This window comes from Streptomyces sp. NPDC001156 (assembly GCF_053598275.1).
The window spans coordinates 1-1,303 of the sequence record NZ_JBSFJX010000547.1; the positions used below are offsets into that span (position 1 = coordinate 1).

General features: G+C 68.5%; 1 protein-coding gene. It reads left to right on the forward strand.

The window, feature by feature from the left end; genetic code table 11:
• Nucleotides 1–52: 52 nt before the first annotated feature.
• Nucleotides 53–1,123: an IS110 family transposase gene (locus ACWDA7_RS53020; protein WP_450615417.1), complete on the forward strand. Its 1,071-nt coding sequence runs from the start codon at nucleotides 53–55 to the stop codon at nucleotides 1,121–1,123.
• Nucleotides 1,124–1,303: the final 180 nt, after the last annotated feature.

Here is a 1,303-nt window from a genome sequence, read left to right on the forward strand (position 1 = left end):
CCCGTTGCGGTGAAAGTCGCACGGCGGGTGCGGGAAGCGGTCCGGGGAAACGGTGCGGTCGCAAGACCGCAGCCGCGCCCCGGGCCGACTTCACTTCTACGTGCTGGAGGCGGCCGGGTTCGACACCTGGCTGGTCAACGCCCGCGATGTGAAACATCTGCCCGGGCGGCCCAAGACCGACAGGCTGGACGCGGTCTGGCTGTGCAAGGTCGCCGAACGCCAGATGATCCGACCCAGCTTCGTGCCCCCGCCCGCCATCCGCCGGCTGCGGGATGTGACCCGCTACCGCACCGATTTGATCGGGGTCCGCGGGGCGGAGAAGAACCGGGTGGAGAAGCTGCTGGAGGACGCCCAGATCAAGCTCAGCGTGGTCGCCTCCGACATCTTCGGCGCCTCCGGACGGGCCATGATGGCCGCCCTGCTCGCCGGGGAACGCGACCCGAAGGCGCTGGCCCAGTTGGCCCGCACCCGGATGCGCGGCAAGATCGCAGCCCTGGAGGAGGCGTTCACCGGGCACTTCACCGACCACCACGCGTTCTTGCTGGCCAGGATGCTGGGGCGGATCGACGCCGTCGACGCGGACATCGCCGAACTCGACGCGAAGATCGAGGAGATGATCGCCCCTTTCGTCCAGGCCCTCGAACGACTGGATGAGATCCCCGGAATCGGCCCGACCGCGGCCGCCGTCATCATCGCGGAGATCGGGCTGGACATGAGCCGGTTCCCCACCGCCGGCCATCTGGCCTCCTGGGCCAGATTCGCTCCGGGCGTGAAGGAGTCGGCCGGCAAGAACAAGGGCCGGGGCACCACCGGCCACGGCAACCGCTACCTCGCCAGAGTGCTCGGCGAGGCCGCCGTCGGAGCCGCCCGCACCAACACCTTCCTCGGCGAGCGTTACCGCAGGATCGCCCGACATCGTGGCAAGAAGAAGGCCATCGTCGCGGTGGGCCGCTCCATCCTGGTCGTCATCTGGCACCTGCTCAACGACCCCGAAGCCCGATTTGAGGACCTCGGCCCAGACTTCTACACCCGCCGCATCGATCCCGAACGCCGCAAACGCAGCCACGTCCACCAGCTCGAAGCACTCGGCTACAAGGTCAGCCTCGAACCCGCGACAGCCTGACCCTCACACGACCGACACCCGACCTCGCCCGAGCTCGGCCGGGTGCTGCCGCCTGCCCGCTGACGCATCGATTTTCGGATTAGGGCCAATGCCGCTGACTTTGGGGTGAGTTGCTTGTAGCTTGTGGCCGGGAGGGGTGCTGGTGCCACGGGCTGGGCAGGTGAAGCCGCCGGTTGAGGA